Raw genomic sequence first — 16,357 nt, 5'->3', positions numbered from 1 at the left:
ATACTACAAAAACAGGTATACATGTAAAATACTATGAGAAATATGTAAAAATCAACCAAAATTATATATCATGGAAAAAGTAGCGGAAGGCTTTAAAGGAGAGAAGGCTATTGTTACACCTTATAATATACGTAACCTTCAACGGGAGAATAATATTACAAAGCAATTATTTGTCAGTCACATAGGCTACTATCCTCGTGCGCAATTCCATTTCAGGGAGAGGGAACAAGGAACGAATGAGAATGTTTTTATATATTGTGAAGAAGGGTGTGGCTGGATTGCCTATAATGGTGAAAAGCATATCTTGAATAAAAACCAGGCCTTTATATTACCTGCCAATGAAAAACATGCATATGGTGCTGATGAGGTTAACCCATGGAGCATTTACTGGATACACTTTTGTGGCGAGAGTGTGACTATGTTCTCATCTATAATAGGTAAGATTATATCTCTGGAAGAGTCGGACAAAAGCCGTTATGATGACCGTTTTCTACTATTCGAGGAAATGTTTCAGAATCTGGAAATGGGGTATAACCCTGAAAATCTGGAGTATGTAAGCTTCTGCCTGATGCACTTTCTCGCTTCTTTGAAGTATATTAATCAGTTTAGGGAAATAAAAAAGGTGAGGGAAACTGACTTTGTACAGAAAAGCATCTCGTATATGAAAGAGAATATGGAGACTAAAATCACGCTGGAAGATATAGCGCAGCATGTGAACTACTCTGCATCCCATTTCAGCGCTTTGTTTTCGGAAAGAACTTCTTATGCTCCGATGGAATATTACAATCAGCTGAAAATCCAGCGTGCTTGTTCTTATCTGCAATTCTCTGACTTAAAAATCAAGGAGATTGCTTTCCGGTTGGGATATTATGACCAGTTTCATTTCTCGAAGGCATTCACAAAGGAAATGGAGATTACTCCCAAAGAATATAGAAGCAGATATAAATAATTTAGGTTTCGTATGTGGTCTGCAAGGTCCCCTTATTATCTTTCAGTTCTTTCATATCTCGTCAACCGTACTACCCATCGGTTTTCCGGCTGAAAGAATCTTCTGAAAGAATGATAGTCATTAATAAAGGCTATTCTATTAGAAACTTTTGCAGCGGAAAGTTCACGTGTTTCACAGATATATAGATGGGAGACGTTGGATATATAGATGGGAGATGTTGGATATATAGATCGGAAGTGTTGGATATATAGATGGGAGACGTTGGATATATAGATGGGAAATGCTGGATATATAGATGCGTTAATATAAACACCCGAATGTAACCGTTACATTCGGGTGTTTATATTAAGGAGGCTATAGAAGGGAGTTAGCTCCACCTTGAAAGATATTAGCGTGAACTTAGTTTCCTTCTATATATTATCACCAATATCATAATTCCAATCACCATCAACGCCAGTGCTGCGTAAGCGATGCCCTCCGTCACGTGCAGGCTCTTTGGGTCAAAGCGCATTTCGATGGTGTGTTTTCCGGCAGGGACGTACATGGAACGCAGGATGTAGTCGGCACGCGCAATGTCGGCAGGCTCTCCGTCGATGGTAGCTATCCAGCCATCCGGATAATAGATTTCGGAGAATACAACTACACCGTCTTTCGAATTATTGGTTTCGTAGACCAAGCAGTTAGGTTCGTAGCTTGTCAGACGGACGCTTGAGAGACTGTCTTTATAAGAAGTCGTTACATCCTTCAGGATTTCTTTAAAGCGGGCGTCTACTACGGCTGTTTCCGTTGGTAATATTGTGTGCAGAGCGTCAATTTCCTGATTGGCATTATCCACGTATTCTACCTTATCTACAAACCACGCATTGCCGTAGGCATACGGGTTCATAATAGGGATGGTCTGGTTTTGCCCGGTAGGAAGGATGAAATACTTCGTATTCAACATATTTAATATGTGGAGTTTAGAAAAGTCCACGCTATCCATTTTTCCGCCTGCGCCGGCTATGGCTTGATAAGCAACTTGCATCTCAGGAGTAATATGATGCTCTATCATTTCTTGATAGCGGCGCAGTTTGGCGGCATGATAACCGGCTACGCTCTTGTGCCAGTAAGAGGTTCGGTTTTCACTGAATGCATCTCTGGAAAGGCTGAACACACGATAGTTGGGGTCAGTATCTTGCAGGATTATTTCGTCAGTTTCCGTTTTCTTAAAAGTATCGACCTGGGCAGAGCGGGGTACAAATTGGTCGTCGTGCAGATAACGTTTGTTTACTCCCCACATATCTACCACACAAAGAATGGTGATACCGGCAATTACTACTATTTTCTTTAGTTTACCGCTATAGTAGCACCACAGTAACGTACAGCCGATTACAACGATAATGAAGCTGCGCAACGCATCGGAACTAACCATTGCAGCACGCATCTCTCCCAGGTTAGAAAGGATTCCGGACAATTCTTCCTTGGGAATCATTCCCTGGTTGACTGCATTCTGCAACATCTGAGCCTCCTGGGCAGGAACAAATGAAGAACTGAAAGCTCCCGGTATGATAACCAGTATCAAGGCTACGCCTGCCGTTAACACAAAACTGATGCCTACGAATTTCAGCTTATTTTTCAGTATTTCCGGTTCTTCCAGTATCTTTTTCAATGCGAAGATTGCCAGCAATGGAATTGTGAACTCCGCAATGACGAGAATGGACGATACGGCACGGAACTTACTATACATAGGTATGTAGTCGATGAAGAAATCCGTCAGCGGCATAAAGTTCTTTCCCCATGCGAGAACGATGGAGAAGAAAGTCGCTCCGATTAGTGCCCACTTCAGTGGTCCTTTGACAATGAAGCAACCCAGGATGAAAAGGAATAATACAAAAGCACCTACATAGACGGGGCCTGATGTCATGGGCTGGTCTCCAAAATATTGAGGCAATTGCTGGTATAATCCGGCATACATCGGGTTGGCCTTTTCCATGGCTGTCTCGTTTGCAACGAGGGGAATGGAAGCACCGCCTTTAAAATTAGGCACTAACAGGGTCCATGTCTCTCCGATACCATAACTCCAATGAGTGATATAATCGCGATCCAGTCCGCTGCTGGTTTGCTTGGCGGCATCACCGGTTTCCACAAGTTCACTTTTGCCGCGCATGGTTTCTTTGCTGTACTCGTAAGTGTGGTACAGGTTCGACAGATTGATACATATACCGATAAGTGCAGCTACTGCAAGCACCCCGCTTGCTTTAAGGAATTGCGGTAAGGTTTTGTTGCGCCATGCATCTTCAAAGTAAGCTCCTACAATGAACAGGATGACGAACAGGAAATAATAGCTCATCTGCACGTGGTTTGACAGGATTTGCAGGGCAACGAACAGTGCTGTGACGATACCTCCTGCCAGATACTTACCCCGGTAGGCCAGTACGATACCTGCTATTGTGGGTGGAATATAGGCCAGTGTGATAAATTTCCATATATGTCCGGCAGATATCAGGATGAAGAAGTAGGACGAGTACGCCCACATCAATCCCCCTAATCCTGCCAGCCATACCGGTATGCCAAATGCACGCAACAGGATGAAAAAGCCCAGCATCAGAATGAAAGTCAGGTTCACGTATGTGGGAAGGAACAGTTGGTATACCTTCTGTATCCACGTCAATGGTTTCGTCGATTCATAGCTGGGAGCTATCTGATAGGTTGGCATACCACCGAACAATGAGTTTGTCCAGCGTGTATATTCACCGGTTTCTTGGCGATACTTTGCTGCCTCTTGTCCGGCACCGGCACCGGCAGCTGTGTCATGTTGGAAAAGAATGCGGTTTTCTATATCCGCCGGGAAGAAATAGGCGAACGAAAGAACTGCAAAGATAAGAATGACCAGGAGGTCGGGGAGGAGCTTCTTCATAAAAACGGGATTTTTATGAAATTGACAATTGACAATTGACAATTGACAATGGCTATGCAGAATGACGGCGCAGCCTAATTGTCAATTGTCAATTGTCAATTGTCAATTTCGTTATTTTAATAACGATAGTGTTCAGCCTTATACGGTCCGTCCACGTTTACACCGATATAAGCGGCTTGTTCGGGAGTGAGTTTTGTCAGTTTCACACCGATTTTTTCGAGGTGCAGACGTGCCACTTCTTCATCAAGATGTTTGGGAAGACGGTAAACACCGGTTTCGTATTTCTTGTTGAACAGTTCGATTTGTGCCAAAGTCTGGTTGGTGAACGAGTTGCTCATCACGAATGACGGGTGACCGGTGGCGCAACCCAGATTGACCAGACGTCCGTCGGCCAACAGGATAATGCTGTGTCCGTCGGGGAAATAGTAGCGGTCTACCTGCGGTTTGATGTTGACATGCTTGATGCCGGAATAATGTTTGAGCGCATCCACCTGGATTTCGTTATCGAAGTGACCGATGTTGCAAACAATGGCCTGGTCTTTCATTTTCTCCATATGGTCGATGCGGATGATATCTATGTTGCCTGTGGTAGTAACAAAGATATTACCTTCGGTGCAGGCTTCTTCCATCGTTACTACTTCAAAACCTTCCATTGCAGCTTGCAGGGCGCAAATCGGGTCTACTTCCGTAACCAGTACACGTGCGCCGTAGGAACGCATAGAGTGTGAACATCCTTTACCTACATCACCGTAGCCGCAAACTACTACTACTTTACCTGCAATCATCACGTCCGTAGCGCGTTTAATGCCATCTGCAAGAGACTCGCGGCAACCGTACAGGTTATCGAATTTGGACTTCGTTACGGAGTCGTTCACGTTGAATGCCGGGAACAGCAATTTACCTTCTTCCTGCATCTGGTACAGGCGGTGTACACCTGTGGTCGTTTCTTCTGATACGCCGCGTACTTCGGCAGCTACACGATGCCAACGTGTAGGGTCTTCTGCCAATACACACTTCAGAATAGCATTTAACTCAATCTCGTCTTCCGCATGAACTTCTTTATCCAGCACAGAAGCATTGTTCTCAGCCTCATAGCCCACGTGTATCATCATGGTAGCGTCGCCACCATCGTCTACAATCACTGTAGGACCTTTACCGCCGGGGAAGTTCAGTGCCTGGAGTGTACACCACCAGTAGTCGGCCAGTGTTTCACCTTTCCAGGCAAATACAGGCACGCCGGTTGCGGCAATAGCGGCTGCGGCATGGTCCTGGGTCGAGTATATGTTGCAGGAGCACCAGCGCACTTCGGCACCCAGTGCTACGAGGGTTTCAATCAGTACCGCTGTCTGGATGGTCATGTGCAGGGAACCCATGATACGAGCACCTTTCAACGGTTTTGTTTCTCCATACTTTTCGCGAAGAGCCATGAGGCCGGGCATTTCTTGTTCTGCCAGATCGATTTCCTTGCGACCGAAGTCGGCAAGCGTAATGTCTGCCACCTTGTAGGGCAGAGTAGAGAATAATTCTTTAGACATATCTATCAATGATTTTAAATAAAAAGTGGTGCAAAGATAGAACATTCTGATTAGTAGGACAAAAGCTATTCGTTTTTTTTAAATAAAAGCTCGGAATATATGTTGATATAATTGAAAAGATATGTATATTTGCTTCTCCAAAATAATACTAAGCAATATATTTACCTTGAAATGAGGGATTATAACGATAAAACAAAAGAAGAACTACTGGATATAATCCGGGAATTGGAAGAGCAACTGGCAAGTCGTCCTCCCCAGCAAGCTCCATGTCCGGATGAAAATCCGGGGGCCTTCAGTAAAAAATATGGTAAAGAAATACTGGATGCTATCCCGGATATGTTGACCATATTCGACTTCAATCTGGACTATATCGAATTACTCTCCTCTCCTGAAACGAATCATGTGGAAGGCTTGTCCGGTGATGATACATCACGTCCTAACCTTAAAGACATAGTGCCGGAATCAGAATACCGTAAGATCCGTGCCAATATGGAGAAGGTGATACGTACCCGCCAGCCCAGTATCGGAGAACATTCATTGCTGTTTGAAGGAGAGATGCACCATTATGAAAATTTGGTGTGTCCGTTGGGAGACCAGTATCTGCTGTGCATGTGCCGGGATGTTACGAGCCGGGTGAATGCCCAGCGTGAATTGGCTGCCGCCCGTATAAAAGCGGAAGAGGCTGACCGGTTGAAGTCTGCTTTCCTTGCCAATATGAGCCATGAGATACGTACACCGCTGAATGCGATTGTTGGATTTTCGAGACTGGTGGTTGACCCGGGATATGAGGGGGATAAGGACGATTATTGCAACATCATTGAGAAGAACTCCGAATTACTGTTATGCCTGTTTAATGATATTCTGGACTTGTCGTCAATGGAGGCGGGTTCTTTGGAATTCAGGAAGGACAAAGTGAATATGTATGCCGCTTGCCTCGAAGAGTACACCAGGCACCGGACAAAGGTGAGTGAAGGAGTTAAGCTGATATTGGATGATAGTGATAAGAATTTGTATGCTGCGGGAGACAGGTCGCGCGTCATGCAGGTGTTGATGAACTTATTGAGCAATGCTGTAAAGTTTACTCCTGCCGGAGAAATTCATTTGGGATATGAACAACGAGGTAATATAGTGCAGGTTTATGTGAAAGATACAGGTCTTGGTATTCCCGCCAGTCGGGTTGCGAAGATTTTTGAACGTTTCGGAAAGATTAATAATTTTGCCCAGGGTACCGGGCTGGGGCTGACTGTTTCCCGTATGTTGGTAGAGCGGATGGGCGGACGGATATGGGTACGTTCGGGTATGGGAATAGGGACAACGTTCTTCTTTACGTTACCGATGGTTGAATAAGTTGAAAATTGTGCTTCAGTGCAGATTACTCAACCGTTGATTTTCTGATAATGATATTCGATTCCAATGTGATGGTCTGGTCGGGAATTGAGAAATCATTGATTTTCTCAAGAATAAGGCGGACGGCAATTGTGGCCATTTCATCAACCTGTTGCTCAACAGCAGTTAGCGGTGGGTGTACCAAGGTCGATAAAGCAGTTCCTGACATACAGCAGATTGCAACTTCACTCGGAATAGCTATGTTGTGTTCTTGTAGTGTCCGTTTTGCACCTAATGCCTGCGTCTCTGTGAAACAAAAAACTGCATCAAAAGGGATGTCAAGACTTAAAACCTTCTTGATTGCATTGGCACCATCTTCAACACTGATACCTGATTCGATGGCATATCGTGAATCGTAGGGAATATGGAATTTAGCCAATGCATCGCGATAGCCTTTCTTGCGGTCAATCGTATTTTGGATATGACGAGGTCCGGTCAGATGGAGAATTTGTTTTTTCCCTGAGCGTATAAGATGTTCAACCATGAAGAATGACTGGGTATAGTCATTGCTCTTTACTCCAGGAACGGAGATATTGGAAATTGTACGGTCGAAAAGGACTATCGGGATATGCCGATCCAAAAAGCTCTGGTAAACATCAAGATTGGCGGTATTGTGGCAGGCACTGATCAGAATGCCCTCAACGCGCGCATTATCAAACATTGTTAGGTTTACGCGTTCAGTCTCTGGATTTTCGTCAGACAGTGCCAGAATAACGCGATAGCCTTGCTGATTCAACAGACTTTGGGCAGCGGTGATGAAACTCATGGAGAATGTGGTTGTCATTTCAGGAACCATAATTCCGATAATGCGTGTACTCCTCAACCGTAGGTTGACGGCCAGTTCATTGCGACGATATCCCATCTCGTTAGCCGTTTCAACGATTTTCTGCAACGTTTCCTTGCTAACGTTTTTACTGTCTCCACTTAATGCTCTTGACACAGTTGATTTTGATAGTCCTAAAGCAACTGCTATATCTTTAATTGTAACGTACCTCATGGTTATGGTGTGTTTTCTGCAAAATTAGGACTTTTATCTATTCATATACTAAAAATGAATGCCAATATCTTCTAAAATATACGATTTAACGTTGGGAACGGTTGCGTAAAATGGGAACGGTTGCGGGAACGGTTGCGTAATTTTTTTCTTGAAAAATCCTTGTAACACAGTTAAATAGGACTTAGCTTTGCGTTGTAGAGAGGACGAATGAGACTGTTCGTTTGAGACTAATTAACTAATTTAATGCTATAATAAAATGAAAAGCACAATGAAGGTTGCAGTGATGTTGGGAATTGGTCGGATGGGATTTGAAGAACGCCCCATTCCAGAGGTTAAGCCCAATGAAGTATTGGTTAAGTTGAAGTATGTGGGTGTCTGTGGGTCGGATATTCATTATTATGAAACCGGGAGAATTGGAAACTATATCGTCCAGCCTCCTTTTATGTTAGGTCATGAGTCTGGTGGCATTGTTGTCAAATTGGGGCAGAACGTTAAACATCTGAAAGTGGGCGATAAAGTGGCGCTCGAACCTGGTAAGACATGCGGTCATTGTCACTTTTGCCGTGAAGGGAAATACAATCTTTGTTCTGATGTGGTTTTCTTTGCTACTCCTCCGGTAGATGGAGTGTTTGCGGAATACGTAGCACATGAAGCCGATCTCTGTTTTAAACTTCCTGAGAATGTTGATACGCTTGAAGGTGCACTTATTGAACCGTTGGCTGTGGGGTTTCATGCTGCGAACCAAGGTGAAGCACATGTCGGCCAAACGGCAGTGATTTTCGGTGCAGGATGCATTGGCTTGGTTTCGTTAATGGCACTCAAAGCCGAAGGCGTCAACACGGTCTATGTTGTAGATATCATGGAAAAGCGTTTGGAAAAAGCGTTGGAAGTTGGCGCAACCGCTGTGATAAATTCAAATATGGTCAATCCGGTTGAGGAGATCAATAAGCTGACTGCCGGTGAGGGTGTTAATCTTGTCATTGAAACTGCCGGTATGGAAATTACCACCCGTCAGGCTATTGATGTTGCCCGGAAAGGTTCGAACATTGTTCTGGTAGGGTATTCTAAAAGTGGGGAGATGACATTGCCTATTAGTTTGGCAATAGATAAGGAACTCACATTCAAGTCGGTATTTCGTTATCGTCATATTTATCCAATGGCTATTGAGGCTGTGGCCTCTGGAAAAATTGATCTGAGAAGTATTGTGACCAATATTTTTGACTTTGATGATATTCAGAATGCGATGGATATGAGTGTCAGCGATAAATCGAATATTGTAAAATCAGTAATTAAAATCTGATAAGCTATGAAAACAAAAACAGTTGTTGGTTTGGGAGAAGTCCTTTGGGATGTTTTCCCTGAAGGAAAGAAGTTAGGCGGAGCTCCTGCAAATTTCGCCTATCATGTGGCTCAACTGGGGCTTGACGGTATCGTGGTGAGCGCCATAGGTAACGATGAATTAGGTGATGAGATTGTAGCCTGTTTTGAGGACAGAGGATTACCACACATGCTTGAGAACTCGTCGTGTCCTACCGGAACCGTTCAAGTTAGTATTAATGAGCGTGGTGTTCCTCAATATACTATCGAAGAAGGTGTGGCGTGGGATAACATACGGTATAACGAAACATTGAAAGCATTGGCAAATCGAGCCGATTGCGTTTGTTTCGGTTCGTTAGCTCAACGTAATTCCATATCGCGAAATACTATTGAGCAGTTTCTTAACGATATGCCTACCGGTTCTTACAAGGTTTTTGATATCAATCTGAGGCAACACTTTTACACAAAGGAACAGATTGAAAAATCGTTTTCTTTGAGTAATATCTTGAAACTGAATGATGATGAACTTGATAAGGTTTGTAATATGTTTGATGTTATGGGTACTCCACTCCAACAGTGCCAGACACTCCTTACAACGTATGGTTGGAAAATGTTGATTCTGACTTGTGGCGAGATGGGAAGCTATGTCATTACTCCTAACGATATATCGTTTCTGGAAACTCCCAAAGTGAAAGTTATTGATACAGTAGGAGCGGGTGATTCTTTTACGGCTGCCTTTTGTACATTGCTCTTGAAAGGTGAATCTGTTAGGAAAGCTCATCGGAGAGCAGTTGATGTCTCGGCTTATGTTTGTACCCAGGCAGGGGCAATGCCAGTGTTACCAAACCACCTTAAGTAGTACTTCCTAACGATAGATACAATGAAAAATGTCAGATTACAGTTATTCGTCTCATTCTTGTTGTGTGCTTGCTTTCTGCATGCCCAGCAGGCCAAATATATCTTTTTTTTCATAGGAGATGGAATGGGATTAAATCAGATACAGATGACAGAACTATATGGTGCTGAACTTCAGGGTAATATTGGGATAACTTCCTTATTGTTTACGCAATTTCCAATGGCAACCATTGCAACCACTTATTCTGCAACAAATGGTGTGACCGATTCGGCAGCTTCGGGTACTGCACTGGCTACAGGTGTGAAAACTCGTAATGGCTGTATTGGTGTGATGAAAGATAAGGTTACACCCCTGAAGAGTATTGCAGTAAGAGCCCGGGAAGCTGGATGTAAGGTTGGTGTAGCATCAAGTGTAGCCGTTAACCATGCAACACCGGCTGCATTTTATGCTCATAATGAAAATCGAAAAAACTACAATGCCATTGGTCATGATCTTGTAGCTGCCGGATTTGATTTTTATGGTGGTGCTGACTTTTGGGGTGTAACTCCTCAGGATTCAATAGGACTTTATGACCTTGCCCGTAGCAATGGTTATACGATAACCCGTGGTTACAAAGAATTTCAGAAGAAAGCCCGTACGTCGGATAGAATGATTCTGTTTCAAAAGATTGCAGTGTCGAAGATAGATAGTCGTACAACTCCTTATGCCATTGATCGTCAAAAAACAGATTTGACACTGTCGGAGATTACACGTGCAGGTATCAAGGTCTTAACCAAAGACCCGAAAAAAGGATTTTTCTTCATGATTGAGGGTGGAAGTATTGATTGGGCATGTCATAGTAATGATGCAGCAACGGTAATTCATGAGGTTCAGGACTTGGATAGGGCTATAGGTGTTGCTTATGAATTTTATCAGCAACACCCTGATGAAACATTGATTGTAGTGACAGCCGATCACGAAACCGGTGGGCTTGGGTTGGGCACCGGATCGTATGAATTAAACCTGAGTGTTCTCAGTAACCAAAAAATCAGTGAGCGTGAGTTTTCAAAGGTACTCGGTAATTTAAGAAAGAAATGCAATGGGTATGTTTCGTGGGACATCGTTAAGAATTCGCTCAGTGAGAACTTTGGTTTTTGGAAAAAGATTCGATTGACTCTGCAACAAGAGGAACGATTGAAAATAGCCTATGAAAGCTCGTTTATCAACAGTGCCAGCCTGGTCGAAAGTGAATATCAAAAAGATGAAACTATTGCAGCCGAAGCAAAAAAAATCATCAATGAGATTGCTCTTGTAGACTGGATTAGCAAAGGTCATTCGGCGAGTTTCGTGCCTGTATTTGCTCTTGGAGCTGGTGCAGAGAATTTCCAAAGCCGTACTGATAATGCCGAAATCCCCCGAAAGATCGCAGAGATAGGTGGCTATGGGTTGGAAGATTAACATTTTTCATTAGGGTTTAATATTGTTTTTGGGTAACTTAATGTTCTTGAGTCGGTTTAAGAACGTTTATAAGATAGAATTGTAAATTATAAATAGAACTAATTGTTTAACCTTTTTTATGGATATGATACACAGTTTATTAGGGACTTTCAGAATGAAACTTTCCCATCTATGTCGTGCTACGTTGATACTGGTGTGCTCGTTTTTCAGCATATTTATAGCCAGTGCAAATGGTATAGAAGATTCTCCCGGATCAGAGCGGGAAATAACAGGTTACGTTCAGGATGCTCAGGGCGAACCGGTCATTGGAGCGAGCATCAGAGTAAAAGGAACAACTGCCGGCACCATTACTGATGTGAATGGGTATTATAGTGTAAAAGTGGCAAGTGGAGCAACTTTAGTCATCTCTTTCATTGGATACAGAACTGAAGAAGTGAAAGTGGGTAGCCATAATACCATCGACGTTATCCTTCAGGAAGACTCAGAACTTATAGATGAAGTGGTGGTTATTGGTTATGGTATTGCTAAAAAGAAAGATCTGACGGGTGCTGCTGCCAATATTAAAGGTGACAAGGTTGCCGAACGTCGTACTACGCAATTGGCTACAGCCCTTCAAGGTGCTGTGTCGGGTGTGTTAGTGACTCGCTCAAGCAGTGAACCCGGAGCAGGTGCAAGTAATATCCTGGTGCGTGGTGTAACCACAATTGGTGATTCGTCACCTCTGATCGTGGTTGATGGTATTCCCATTGATAACATCAATGATGTTAATGCTAATGACGTGGAAAGCATCACGGTATTGAAAGATGCGGCTTCGGCTTCCATTTATGGGTCTCGTGCAGCAGCCGGTGTAATCCTGGTGACGACCAAGCGTGCGGCTGACAAAGACTTGCGCATCAGTTATAACTTCGAATATGGTATTGAAATTCCCACAACCCAGCCTAAGCAGGTTGACTTCCAACGTTATCTTGAAATGGTTAACGAGTTGAAGTACAATGACAACCCTGCCGGAGGTCTTTACACTGTTTATACCGAGGATCAAGTTAATAATTGGGTAAACAACAATAAAACCGATCCGGATAACTATCCGATAACAGATTGGTATGATCTCTTGATTAAGGGTTCAGCACCCCGTCAAACCCATACGGTGAATCTTGTTGGTGGTAGTCAGAATGTCAAAACAAGAGCATCTCTCAGCTACGAAAAAGTTGATGGTCTTTATAAAGATGCTGATAACTACTACGAAAGGTATATGGCAAGATTAAATAACGACTTGACATTCAGTAAGTATCTTGCTGCTTCATTGGATTTAAATGTGAAGTATGCCAAGAACCATGAACCAATGTTCTCGGATGTGTGGAACAGTATCCTGATTGCTTCACCTGCTTATGCCTGGCAGTGGGAGCACGGTGGTCTTGCCGATGTGAAAGGTGGAAATAACCTCTATGGTCGTCTGGTAGAGGGTGGCTACAATGAAACCTATTCTACAAAGATTGGTGGGCGTGTCTCGATTGACTTCACTCCGTTCAAAGATTTGAAGATATCGGCTGTACTTGCTCCAAACTTCTCTATTTCCAAAGGTAAGAAGTTCCAGAAGGAGGCCGGCTTTACATCACAAGATGATCCTACTACCATCATCGGTACGTTTGCCGGCTGTGGTTCTACTAAACTGACCGAGAATCGTGCTGACTCTCGCTCATTAACCACGCAGTTTATTGCAAATTACATGAAAAAGTTTGGTAAGCATGATTTTAATATTATGCTTGGTTATGAAAACTATTATTATTATCATGAGACAATGAGTGCTTCAAGTGACCATTACGATCTGGACAGTTATCCTTATCTTGATGCAGGTCCTAAAGACTATTTGGCAAACTCCGGTTCTGCTTATGAGAATGCCTATCGCTCATATTTTGGTCGCATTATGTATAGCTTCAATAATCGTTATTTGCTTCAGGTCAATGTTCGCCGTGATGGTTCGTCACGTTTTCATAAAGACTCTCGTTGGGGTACATTCCCGTCTGTATCAGCTGGTTGGATTGTCTGTGAAGAACCTTTCATGAAAAAAGTTAATGGTAGAACGCTATCATTCCTAAAGTTAAGAGCTTCTATCGGTACTTTGGGTAACGAACGGATCGGTAATTACCCTTATGTCTCATTGATGGAGTTTACTAACTCGTTGTTCTACAACAAGGCTGATGCAAGCGAGTCTACCTATTATAAAGGAGCTGCTCAAATCCAATATCCTATACGCAATCTAACATGGGAAACGACTGAAACATACGATATTGGTGTTGATGCGCGATTCTTTGACGGGCGTTTATCTTTTGTGGGCGACTATTATTACAAGCGTACAAAAGACATGTTGCTTGATCTTGAAATACCTAAATATATGGGATATTCTAATCCGTCACAGAATGCGGGTAAAATGCATACCAGAGGCTATGACCTCGAACTGTCATGGAATGACCGTATTGGTGAGTTTACCTATGGCATCTCTGCTAACCTTTCTGACTATATTTCTAAAATGGATGATCTGAGTGGTACGCAGTTCATGGGTGATCAAGTGAAGATGACCGGTAGTTTATTTGATGAATGGTATGGTTATATCTCTGAGGGCTTGTTTCAAACCCAGGAAGAACTGGACAAATCTGCTACACTAAATAGCAATACACAGGTTGGTGATGTGAAATATAAAGATATTTCTGGTCCAAATGGTGTGCCTGATGGTATTATCTCTCCCGAGTACGACCGCGTTCTTCTTGGCAATTCACAGCCTCGCTTTATGTATGGTGGAACATTGTCGGCTGCTTACAAAGGGTTTGATTTTAGCACTGCCTTCCAGGGTATTGGTAAGCAAAATGTACGCATGAACTCTAAGATGGTTCAACCTTATCATAACCAGTGGGGGAGTATTCCTGCCATTATAGATGGAAACTATTGGAGTTCCTTCAATACTGAAGAAAAGAACCTGACGGCAAGTTATCCACGTCTTACTTATCAGAACAATGATAGTAATAACGCTATGTCAACCTTCTGGATATTCAACGGTGGTTACTTTCGTTTGAAAAACATTACTTTGGGCTATACTCTTCCGGCAAGCCTTACACAAAAGGCTAAGATTGAACGGGTTCGTTTCTATGTGTCGGCAAGTGATCTGTTCTGTCTGAGTCATTATCCTGATGGTTGGGATCCTGAGCGCGGAACTACCTCTTATGCTATGACCACTTCGGTGTTGTTTGGTCTGAATATTAATTTTTAATGGAATAAAGCAATGAAAAATATATATCTTATACTGACAGTATTCGCACTTTCATTGGTATCGTGCAACGATTTAGACCTGTACCCACTGGATCAAGGTTCAAGTGAAACCTGGTACAGTAACGAAACTGAGTATGAAATGGCGGTGAATGATTTGTATCGCACTGCATTCTGGCCTGTTGCCAAAGAAGCTTGGTCTGATGACTACCTCTATCGTGACGTTGCCGGTCCTGACATTGTTGATGGAACGTTAAACAGTGAAACAAATACGTCCGGTAGTGTTGAGTTGGCAACATTTTATACTAACCAATACAAGGCTATTGCCCGTTCCAATGCTATCATTGCTAATTTGGATCGTGGTCGTGAAAATGGAATCAATGAGGCAACTCTGTTGTCCTATGAAGCCCAGGCACGTTTCTCACGTGCTGCACATTATGCCATGTTGGTCTTTGCCTTTGGTGATGTAGTCTATGTGGAAGATCTGTTGACTATTGAAGATGCATCTAAAATGGCACGGTCGCCTAAAGCCGATGTGATTAAGATCATCTATGATGATTTTGATTATGCAGCTGAGCATCTTCCGGCTTCTTATACTGGAAAACAAGTAGCAACCAAAGGTGCCGCTTTGGCATTGAAAGCACGCTATGCGTTGTATTTCGGTGATTATGAGATCGCTGCTACGGCAGCAAAAGCGTGTATGGATCTGGGTATCTATAAACTTCATAAAGATTATGGAGATTTATTCTATACAAAGAATGCCGAAGAATCAATCTTTTTATTGCCTCGTTCAACAGCTCTCCTGATTGGTAATATCGGTGATGCAAAAAGCTACTATCCACGTACAGCGGGTGGCTTTTCGAGCAAGGTTCCTTCGTGGGCACTGCTTGCAGCTTACGAGTGTACCGATGGTAAGTTGATTGATGAGTCGCCTCTGTTTGATTCTCACAATCCTTTTCGAAATCGAGATCCTCGCTGTACGGCTTCGATCGTGGAATTCGGAAGTGAGTTCGTTGGCTATGAGTATACCCCTCATCCGGAGGTTACTAAAGTAATGGATTATTCAACAGGGAAGTTGGTGAATAATAACGATACGCGTGCCAGAGCTCAGTTTGCTTCCTTTACTGGTTTGGTGTGGAGAAAGTCAGTTGACAGAACGTGGGGACCCGCTACAAACTTCACACCCGAGAATGACCTGATAATTATCCGGTATGCCGATGTGCTTTTGATTTATGCTGAGGCTAAGATTGAGTTGAACCAGATTGACCAAAGCGTTTTGGATGCTATTAATCAGGTGCGTGCACGTGCCTATGGCGTGGAATTGGGTGATGTTTCTAATTATCCTGCCATTACAACAACCAATCAGAAAGAGCTCCGAACGGTTCTTCGTCGTGAACGGAGGGTTGAATTAGCCTTTGAGGGACTTCGCTATTACGATTTGATTCGTTGGGGATTGGCTCAAAAAGCGTTGAATAAACCAAACTGTGGTGTACTCTATCCCGGAAATGAATTGATAGATAAAGTGGTAAAACCGGGGCATTGGTTCTGGCCTTATGCTCCAGAAATAGATGAAGATGGTATTGCTGATTTTTCAAGAATGGTAAGCGATGGCTATGTACAGGTTTGTTCTAAGGGAGCTTTCTCTGAAAGACAATATTTATGGCCTATTCCGGCGAAAGAGCTGGTGATTAATCCTAATATGACTCAGAATCCAGGATATTAGTTCATA

The 16,357-nt window shown here is 43.1% G+C and carries 10 protein-coding genes; 7 read left to right on the top strand and 3 right to left on the bottom strand.

Going from position 1 to position 16,357, the window contains the following annotated elements; translation table 11 throughout:
• Window positions 1-70 precede the first annotated feature (70 nt).
• Window positions 71-949, top strand: coding sequence for an AraC family transcriptional regulator (locus BUC01_RS00225; RefSeq protein WP_025831020.1), 879 nt, complete (start codon window positions 71-73; stop codon window positions 947-949).
• 388 nt (window positions 950-1,337) lie between these two features.
• On the opposite strand, the gene BUC01_RS00220 is transcribed toward BUC01_RS00225, so the two are convergent.
• The gene (locus BUC01_RS00220) at window positions 1,338-3,845 is read right to left on the bottom strand and encodes a YfhO family protein (RefSeq protein WP_073312365.1); all 2,508 of its coding nucleotides are present in this window, start codon (window positions 3,843-3,845) and stop codon (window positions 1,338-1,340) included.
• A 116-nt stretch (window positions 3,846-3,961) separates the two neighbouring features.
• Window positions 3,962-5,380 (bottom strand): adenosylhomocysteinase, encoded by a 1,419-nt coding sequence (gene ahcY / locus BUC01_RS00215; RefSeq protein ID WP_025831901.1) that lies wholly within the window; start codon window positions 5,378-5,380, stop codon window positions 3,962-3,964.
• Window positions 5,381-5,551: 171 nt separating this feature from the next.
• Between ahcY and BUC01_RS00210 the strand changes: the two genes are divergently transcribed.
• Window positions 5,552-6,727 carry a PAS domain-containing sensor histidine kinase gene (locus tag BUC01_RS00210; RefSeq protein WP_025831898.1) on the top strand — a complete coding sequence of 392 codons (1,176 nt, stop codon included), beginning with the start codon at window positions 5,552-5,554 and terminating at the stop codon, window positions 6,725-6,727.
• Window positions 6,728-6,752: 25 nt separating this feature from the next.
• Here the strand turns inward: BUC01_RS00210 and BUC01_RS00205 are convergent, their stop codons facing one another.
• The gene (locus BUC01_RS00205) at window positions 6,753-7,763 is read right to left on the bottom strand and encodes a LacI family DNA-binding transcriptional regulator (RefSeq protein ID WP_025831896.1); all 1,011 of its coding nucleotides are present in this window, start codon (window positions 7,761-7,763) and stop codon (window positions 6,753-6,755) included.
• Between the two features lie 256 nt (window positions 7,764-8,019).
• Between BUC01_RS00205 and BUC01_RS00200 the strand changes: the two genes are divergently transcribed.
• From BUC01_RS00200 to BUC01_RS00180, 5 genes are all read left to right on the top strand, one after another.
• On the top strand, window positions 8,020-9,063 hold the full coding sequence (locus BUC01_RS00200) for an NAD(P)-dependent alcohol dehydrogenase (RefSeq protein ID WP_025831894.1): 1,044 nt from the start codon (window positions 8,020-8,022) through the stop codon (window positions 9,061-9,063).
• 6 nt (window positions 9,064-9,069) lie between these two features.
• A complete protein-coding gene (locus BUC01_RS00195; protein ID WP_025831892.1) occupies window positions 9,070-9,939 on the top strand; it encodes a carbohydrate kinase family protein in 870 nt (289 codons plus the stop codon).
• A gap of 21 nt (window positions 9,940-9,960) precedes the next feature.
• A complete protein-coding gene (locus BUC01_RS00190; RefSeq protein ID WP_073312363.1) occupies window positions 9,961-11,373 on the top strand; it encodes an alkaline phosphatase in 1,413 nt (470 codons plus the stop codon).
• Between the two features lie 154 nt (window positions 11,374-11,527).
• On the top strand, window positions 11,528-14,632 hold the full coding sequence (locus BUC01_RS00185; protein WP_244895717.1) for a SusC/RagA family TonB-linked outer membrane protein: 3,105 nt from the start codon (window positions 11,528-11,530) through the stop codon (window positions 14,630-14,632).
• 12 nt (window positions 14,633-14,644) lie between these two features.
• Window positions 14,645-16,351, top strand: a complete 1,707-nt coding sequence (locus BUC01_RS00180) for a RagB/SusD family nutrient uptake outer membrane protein (RefSeq protein WP_025831890.1) — start codon at window positions 14,645-14,647, stop codon at window positions 16,349-16,351.
• Window positions 16,352-16,357: the final 6 nt, after the last annotated feature.

Origin of the sequence: Bacteroides stercorirosoris, from assembly GCF_900142015.1 — a bacterium.
Classification (GTDB): Bacteria; Bacteroidota; Bacteroidia; order Bacteroidales; family Bacteroidaceae; genus Bacteroides; species Bacteroides stercorirosoris.
This window is presented reverse-complemented; position numbering and strand designations above follow the sequence as displayed.

Excerpts from the sequence above, each read along its gene's own strand:
- BUC01_RS00225 (WP_025831020.1), top strand. The coding sequence starts at position 71 with ATGGAAAAAGTAGCGGAAGGCTTTAAAGGAGAGAAGGCTATTGTTACA.
- BUC01_RS00220 (WP_073312365.1), bottom strand. The coding sequence starts at position 3,845 with ATGAAGAAGCTCCTCCCCGACCTCCTGGTCATTCTTATCTTTGCAGTT.
- ahcY (WP_025831901.1), bottom strand. The coding sequence starts at position 5,380 with ATGTCTAAAGAATTATTCTCTACTCTGCCCTACAAGGTGGCAGACATT.
- BUC01_RS00210 (WP_025831898.1), top strand. The coding sequence starts at position 5,552 with ATGAGGGATTATAACGATAAAACAAAAGAAGAACTACTGGATATAATC.
- BUC01_RS00205 (WP_025831896.1), bottom strand. The coding sequence starts at position 7,763 with ATGAGGTACGTTACAATTAAAGATATAGCAGTTGCTTTAGGACTATCA.
- BUC01_RS00200 (WP_025831894.1), top strand. The coding sequence starts at position 8,020 with ATGAAAAGCACAATGAAGGTTGCAGTGATGTTGGGAATTGGTCGGATG.
- BUC01_RS00195 (WP_025831892.1), top strand. The coding sequence starts at position 9,070 with ATGAAAACAAAAACAGTTGTTGGTTTGGGAGAAGTCCTTTGGGATGTT.
- BUC01_RS00190 (WP_073312363.1), top strand. The coding sequence starts at position 9,961 with ATGAAAAATGTCAGATTACAGTTATTCGTCTCATTCTTGTTGTGTGCT.
- BUC01_RS00185 (WP_244895717.1), top strand. The coding sequence starts at position 11,528 with ATGAAACTTTCCCATCTATGTCGTGCTACGTTGATACTGGTGTGCTCG.
- BUC01_RS00180 (WP_025831890.1), top strand. The coding sequence starts at position 14,645 with ATGAAAAATATATATCTTATACTGACAGTATTCGCACTTTCATTGGTA.